The organism is Corynebacterium sp. HMSC071B10, assembly GCF_001814825.1.
Lineage (GTDB): Bacteria > Actinomycetota > Actinomycetes > Mycobacteriales > Mycobacteriaceae > Corynebacterium.
Window position 1 is genome coordinate 1 of the sequence record NZ_KV817951.1, and the last position, 377, is coordinate 377.

The 377-nt window shown below is 54.9% G+C and carries 1 protein-coding gene; it reads right to left on the reverse strand.

The window, feature by feature from the left end; all coding sequences use genetic code 11:
* The coding region (locus HMPREF2990_RS01185) for a helix-turn-helix domain-containing protein (RefSeq protein WP_141757744.1) at nucleotides 1–278 on the reverse strand (278 nt) is incomplete at its 3' end.
* Nucleotides 279–377: the final 99 nt, after the last annotated feature.

The window sequence follows — 377 nt, forward strand, 5'->3', positions numbered from 1 at the left end:
TTGTGCCTGGTCACGTGCTTTTTGCTTTGGAGCTTGCGTGCAAGGGCTTGAAAATCAGGCTGGTCGTAGGACAGCGTCCGCTTACTCCGGCCGTCGCTGAATCGATCATCGAACCATCCCGGTGGGAGTTGACGGAAACGCTCTGGCGTTAGTGCCTCATCAGTGATGACTTTCTTTGCGCGGGATACTTCTCGTCGTGAACATCCCAATGCGTGTGTGATCTGCGCGTAGCTTGCACCGTCGAGGCACATCGCGATGATCTGTTTGAAGTTGGCCACAAGGACCGGCTCCTTCCAAGTAGATGTTGACGCGACACCAGCGGATTGTGGTGTCGCCAGCATCGACTATGAAAGAAAACCCCTTGCAGTACCGGGTAC